We start from the raw sequence: 6,168 nt of genomic DNA on the forward strand, positions 1-6,168 counted from the left end.
GCCACTCGGAAAGAAAGTCGGAGGACTCGCTTTGCGACTTGTACCAGGCCCAGCTCTTGATAATGATGATGGCCCACACCACCACCGAGAGCACGCCCAGCAAATACAACACCAAATCTACTATGTCAGGTACCAGGTCCATGACCATTCCTCTAAAAAAAATCAAACTGCCGTATGCTGAGTTTGTAAGCCGTTAGCCAATTATTTGGTATGCGCAATACCAAAAACCATCATCAGGAAAATATCCCGGATTAATCAGGAACATTACTTATTCACATCCCTATACTGTTTAATCGCTGGGAGAGCAAAAAACCTGACGTCGTTAACAATATTTTACATTTAAGTCTGATTTTTATTTAAAGAATGTTTAGTGTTCCCTCTATTTCAAGCAACGTCTTTTTAATCTCTACACCCCAGCGATATCCAGAGAGTGATCCATCCAGCCTGACGACCCGGTGACAGGGAATCGCCACCGCGAGGGTATTGGCGGCACAGGCGCTAGCTACTGCGCGTACGGCTTTGGGTGAGCCGATCAACCGTGCAAGCTCTGTATAAGTCACGGTGCTACCGACAGGGATTAGCTTCAGCGCCTGCCATACACGCTGCTGGAAAGCGGTGCCCTGGATATCCAGCGGCAAATCCAATCCCAGCCTGGGCGCTTCAACAAAACCAATGACTTGCGCAACCAGTGCTTCAAATGCGGCATCGCCGCCGACCAGGCTCGCATGCGGGAATGTATCCTGCAACGCATGTAACAGTGCTTCTGCGCTGTGACCGATGGAAATCGCACAGAGTCCTTTGGCGCTACTCGCTACCAGAATGCTGCCGAGCGAACATTCCCCCAGCGCGAAACGTATCTCGGTATTGATGCCACCTTTGACGAATTGCGCAGGTGTCATGCCCAACGTATCGGTGGCGGTTTCATAAAATCGGCTGTTCGATGTGTAACCGGCGGCATAAATCGCTTCTGTTATGGTTGCTTCAACCCCCAGCTTTTCGCGCACTGCGCGCGCCTTATGCGCTGATGCATACGCTTTAGGCGTTAATCCGCTCATGGATTTGAACAGGCGGTGGAAATGATAGGTGCTTAATCTTGCGTGAGCGGCCAGCTCCTTCAGCGTTGGGGTCACTTCCGCGCGCTCTATCATGCGGCAAGCCTGGGCGATCTTTTCTGCATGCATGGCGGACAAAGCCGGTTGATCCGGCTTGCAGCGTTTGCAGGGCCGGAATCCGGCGTGCTCAGCCTCACTCGCAGTGGCATGAAAGGCGACATTCTCCGGCCGTGGATGCCGCGCACCACAAGAAGGGCGGCAGTAAATGCCGGTGGTTTTCACTGAATAGAAGAATTGCCCGTCTGCCGCCGGGTCGCGCGCCAGCACCTTTTGCCAACGCTGATCACCAACGATATCTTGTGCCTGTTCACTACGCATCGTTCACATCCTGTGTCTGTAGATGATGCCGAAGATACATGGAAATATAGATTAAAAAACGCTGATTCTTGCTTTTGAATCCCAGCGCATTAAGCATTGTTTGATGAGCAAACCATCATCACAGTGACCAGCTTTGCGGGATGGCACTCACAAGATAATCCACAAACGCCCGTACTTTGTTGGTCATGGCATGCCGGTCACGAAAGCATGCATAAAACTCCAGCGGCACCGTATCGGACCTGACGCTACCCACACTTGCCGGATCAGCTTGAAATAATGCAATTAACCTCCCCTTCTGGATATCTTTATTGGCAATGAATGTGGCCAATCGCGTAATACCCGCGCCCTCAATCACCAGCCTATGCAGCGCATCAATGTCATTACAGATAATGCTGGGTTTGATTTCTGGCTCATAACGAATACCGTCGCGGACAAAAGCCCAGTCGAACAGACGGCCATCTACGGGCACGCGGAACATCAGGCAGTCGTGGGCTGATAATTCCTCAGGATGTTTTGGCATGCCTTTTCGTTGCAGATAGTCTGGAGACGCACAGTAAACGACAGGGGCTGTTGCAATCTTCCTCGCGACCAGGCCGGGTTCCAGCTGTTCCTTGAAGCGGATACTGACATCGATATTTTCCGTCACATGATCCAGGCTACGGTCCGATAACACCACCTCGATCGAAAGCTTGGGAAAATCGCGTGCGAACATGGGGATGAGCGGCATCAGGATATGCCTGCCGAAAGCCACAGAGGTACCGACCCTCAACCGCCCCTGCGGTTGCCCATGAAATTCAGTCACCACGGATTGTGCACGTGCCAGCCCCTCAATCAGGTGCTCCACTTCTGCATAATACAATGCGCCGCTTTCCGTCATCGCGAGCTTGCGCGTGGTACGGATGAGCAACCGCGTTCCGAGGGACTTTTCCAGGCGCTGGATGTTCTGGCTGGCCGCAGCGGCAGTGATGCCCTGCAACCTGGCACCAGCCGCGATACTGCCGGCTTGTACTGCTTTGACAAAACTCTCTATGCTACGCAGTGTGTCCATTCAACTATCGAATATTTTATGTATCCGATAGTTTAGCTTTAAGATGAATCAAGAATCAATCCTCTACCGACCACTTTCAAAAATCAATACAGTCTTGTTTCAAACAGGAAGGGCAAGAATGATGAAATACAACACCAGCGCACGCAGAATTCCGAAAAGATTCACCCCTTACGTTTTTGCATTCTTCATGGCCGGGATCATGGCTTTTTTAATGTCTATGGTGATTGTCGCGGCGAATAGCGGACTCCATAGCGGATATATACTCCGGGTCCTGCATGCCTATGCTCTGGCAATGCCGGTGGCATTTTTTTGCGTGCTGATCGTCAGGCCTGTCGTCATGCATCTGGTATCAGCCTTAGTGCACATCGAATAAATGAGGACCGCCATCGGCTATCGTTTGCAATTCTCTAAAGATAGTCGCCTCCAATCGAAGCTATCACTCTTTAAAGCCTTGAATTTCACCAGATAACAACAAGCGTTTGCCTTGATGCCGGGGGACCTCAGACAGCAAGGCCAGGGCGATTTTTGTTGCCTCAACCGCTTTGTAATTCATGGGCAGTAAGGGGTTCAAAAGCCTGCTGATCCAAGTGCCTATTTTCTCGCCAACCCGTGTGGGCTGATTCAGCTTATCCCTGTCGCCTATGATCAATGACGGCCTGGCGATGATGAGTGCTTCTAATGACAGGCTGGATAATGCATTTTCCAGTTCACCTTTGACACGGTTATAAAAAATGGATGCGTTGGCATTGGCGCCCATGGCACTGACCACGCCCAGGCGCGTTGCACCGGAGGCCAGCCCTGCATATGCGACTGCCAGATTTGCCTCAAAATCCACCGCTCGGAATGCCTCCTGGCTCCCCGCCTGTTTAATAGTGGTGCCTAATGCCAGGTAGATTTCATCTAGCGGCGGCAAAGGGGGAAGGAACTTGAAATCCACTACATGGATGATTAACTTCGGGTGTGAGATATCCAAAGGACGCCGGCTCAACACATGCACCTCGGCCACGGAACTATCCTTCAATAAATAAGCCAATAGTGAGGAACCTACCAGCCCTGATGCGCCGGCCAGAACCACTCGACGATTTTTCATGTTTGATGCCTCCCTAGAAAAAACTTTTTATTGAAATCATTTATACACTTTTGGTGTATATCATCAGTGCAAGTGAGGCCAAGTGTAGGCCAAAACAAATCAACTCAAAAGTAGCCCCTTTAATTTTATACAGGATATCAATGCCCGCTTTAAACAGTCATGCCGCCAGACTAGCCACCAGGCTGGTCTTTTTTGTGGGTGGATTTGGTCTTTCTTGCTGGGCGCCCTTAATTCCCTTTGTCCGTGAGCAACTACATTTAGATCCCGGCGTGTTAGGTACTTTGCTGTTATGCCTGGGTTTAGGCTCCGTTTCTGCCATGGTGGTGACTGGCGCCATCAGTGCGCGTTACGGCAGCAGGACTATCATGATCTTGAGTGGATTTTCACTTGCGATCACAGTCATGCTGCTTCCCATCGCGCAAAGTACTTTACAGCTTGCCGTGACCTTATTGTTTTTTGGCGCATCGTTAGGCTCGCTCGATGTCTCCATGAACCTGCACGCGGTAGAAGTAGAGAAAGCTTCCCAGCAGTCACTGATGTCCGGCTTTCACGCCATGTTTAGTGTGGGTGGCTTTGCAGGGTCAGCCTTGATGACCTTGATGCTCAGTTTGCACATGACCACTTTCGCCAGCGCATTGGTCTCTGCGCTTTTGTTAGCCGTTTTGATGCTGATCACCTGGCCTCGCTTGTCGCAGACCAGTCAAGGCGCGCATGGGCAACTGTTCTCGATACCCAGAGGCATTGTGCTTGTCCTGGCTTTGTTGACCGGCATCGCCTTCCTGGTCGAAGGCGCGATGCTGGACTGGAGCGCTTTGCTGATTACCGATGCTGATTTAGTGCCCACCGCACAAGGCGGCCTACCCTATATTGTGTTCTCCATCGCCATGCTGAGCGGCCGTTTCATGGGCGACGGATTAAGCAACCGTTTCGGGGATCGCACGCTATTGCTGTGGGGCGGTACCATCGCTGTGTCGGGGATGTTTATTGCCGTGTATGCAAGCTCCCTGCTCGCAGCATTGAGTGGATTTCTCCTTGTTGGCGCAGGCGCTTCGAATACCGCACCCATCTTATTCAGGCTGGCAGGTGCGCAAACCGAGATGCCGACCGGACTGGCGGTGGCGGCCATTTCCACGGTCGGCTATTCCGGCGTCTTGCTCGGCCCGGCCTTGATCGGCTTCGTAGCGCAACAAATCGGCCTGCCTGATGCATTTATCATGCTGGCACTGCTACTTGGTTTGGTACCCGTTTGCTCGTTCATAATTACCAAAAAATAAGCCGAAAAAATAATTCGTATGGCTGCGTTTGCTGACATTCCATGCTTGCAAAGCGGTAACTTGCGAATGCACGACCACACCTGATTTAATCACTACATCATGGCCTGCTGACTCAACGGCATAGCACCAGCAACCATGCCGATAACCCAGCATGTCGCATCCACCAAAATTCACATTAAACCATTGTTTTAATTAGGTTTTTGTGATGGCACACTTTCTGCAATAGGCAGATTGGTATCACTTCGTTTTGCGCCTGAAAACGCTCGAAAGTCTTATTCCAATCTTTCCAAATCAGCAGAGAGTTAAAATGACAACAAAATTAAAAATTCATCGTAAACAGTTAGCGGTTCTCACCGGAATGATCCTCAGCAGCCAGGCTTATGCAGATCCGACTATCCAACGTGATGAAAACCTGTTCCTCAATATAGGCCTGGCTTCGCGCGTTAGCTTCAGTTCTATTAGTGATGCCGCCCCGAATGGCAGAAGCCGCTCCAAAGACTTTGAAGTGGAAGAAGCGCGTTTATACACCAATGGTAAATTGCACAAAAACGTGAACTATGAATTCAACTTCGCGCGCAATGTCGCTGATGACAAAATCGAATTGCTGGATGGTCACCTGGGCCTGGAAATCAATAATTACGTGAATATCTGGGCCGGCCGTTTCCTGCCGGCAGCCAGCCGTGCGTCCGCCTCCGCGCCTATGTATTCCACCACCTTTGATTTCCCGATTGCTGAGCAAGGTTCTTATGAATTTGCTGGCCGTGACAATGGCGCAGTATTTTTTGGCTGGGACCAAAGCGCCGCGTTTAAATACTATGTCTCTGCGACCAACGGCCGCCAGGGCGGCTCAAACCAGTCTGACAACCTGTCGTATGCCACCCGCCTGCAATACAACTTCTGGGACACCGAGCCGGGCTTTTACAACCTGGCCAGCTATGATGGCAAAAAGTCTATCCTATCCATCGGCGGTTCCTACCGTTACCAGAAAGACGGCACCGGGACGATTCTTAACCAGGGCGATTCGAAATACTGGAACGTGGATGCGCGCCTGGAAAAACCATTGAGCAACGGCGCGGTGCTGGGTGCTGAAGCGTCTTATTACAACTATGACAACGACAATACCGGCGACACCGTACTACCGGAAGCAAAAGGCTTTTTCGTCAATGGTAGTTACACCTTCGCCGATACCGTGTGGATCGGTAAATTCCAGCCAAAAGTGATTTACCAGGAGTTTAATAATGACACGACCGGCCTGGACCGCAAGCGTGTGGATGTGGGTGTCGGCTACCTGATTGATGGTGACAGCAACAAACGTATCGATGTGTT

At 50.9% G+C, this 6,168-nt stretch carries 6 protein-coding genes; 3 read left to right on the forward strand and 3 right to left on the reverse strand.

The annotated features are described in order from the left end of the window. Positions 1–356 precede the first annotated feature (356 nt). Positions 357–1,430 carry a bifunctional DNA-binding transcriptional regulator/O6-methylguanine-DNA methyltransferase Ada gene (gene ada, locus VK958_RS10140; protein ID WP_325241065.1) on the reverse strand — a complete coding sequence of 358 codons (1,074 nt, stop codon included), beginning with the start codon at positions 1,428–1,430 and terminating at the stop codon, positions 357–359. Between the two features lie 118 nt (positions 1,431–1,548). Next, positions 1,549–2,478 carry a LysR family transcriptional regulator gene (locus VK958_RS10145; protein ID WP_325241066.1) on the reverse strand — a complete coding sequence of 310 codons (930 nt, stop codon included), beginning with the start codon at positions 2,476–2,478 and terminating at the stop codon, positions 1,549–1,551. Between the two features lie 118 nt (positions 2,479–2,596). On the opposite strand from VK958_RS10145, the gene VK958_RS10150 reads away from it, so the two are divergent. Beyond that, positions 2,597–2,851 carry a DUF2798 domain-containing protein gene (locus VK958_RS10150; protein WP_325241067.1) on the forward strand — a complete coding sequence of 85 codons (255 nt, stop codon included), beginning with the start codon at positions 2,597–2,599 and terminating at the stop codon, positions 2,849–2,851. A 63-nt stretch (positions 2,852–2,914) separates the two neighbouring features. Here the strand turns inward: VK958_RS10150 and VK958_RS10155 are convergent, their stop codons facing one another. Then, positions 2,915–3,568 (reverse strand): Rossmann-fold NAD(P)-binding domain-containing protein, encoded by a 654-nt coding sequence (locus VK958_RS10155; RefSeq protein ID WP_325241068.1) that lies wholly within the window; start codon positions 3,566–3,568, stop codon positions 2,915–2,917. 140 nt (positions 3,569–3,708) lie between these two features. Between VK958_RS10155 and VK958_RS10160 the strand changes: the two genes are divergently transcribed. Both VK958_RS10160 and VK958_RS10165 read left to right on the forward strand, forming a co-directional pair. Then, complete coding sequence (locus tag VK958_RS10160) at positions 3,709–4,842, forward strand: MFS transporter (protein ID WP_325241069.1); 1,134 nt, start codon at positions 3,709–3,711, stop codon at positions 4,840–4,842. 307 nt (positions 4,843–5,149) lie between these two features. Next, the coding region (locus VK958_RS10165; protein ID WP_325241070.1) for a porin at positions 5,150–6,168 on the forward strand (1,019 nt) is incomplete at its 3' end.

This window comes from Methylophilus sp. (assembly GCF_035460085.1).
Lineage (GTDB): Bacteria > Pseudomonadota > Gammaproteobacteria > Burkholderiales > Methylophilaceae > Methylophilus.

Coding starts and splice junctions, on each gene's coding strand:
- ada (WP_325241065.1), bottom strand. CDS start 1,430: ATGCGTAGTGAACAGGCACAAGATATCGTTGGTGATCAGCGTTGGCAA.
- VK958_RS10145 (WP_325241066.1), bottom strand. CDS start 2,478: ATGGACACACTGCGTAGCATAGAGAGTTTTGTCAAAGCAGTACAAGCC.
- VK958_RS10150 (WP_325241067.1), top strand. CDS start 2,597: ATGATGAAATACAACACCAGCGCACGCAGAATTCCGAAAAGATTCACC.
- VK958_RS10155 (WP_325241068.1), bottom strand. CDS start 3,568: ATGAAAAATCGTCGAGTGGTTCTGGCCGGCGCATCAGGGCTGGTAGGT.
- VK958_RS10160 (WP_325241069.1), top strand. CDS start 3,709: ATGCCCGCTTTAAACAGTCATGCCGCCAGACTAGCCACCAGGCTGGTC.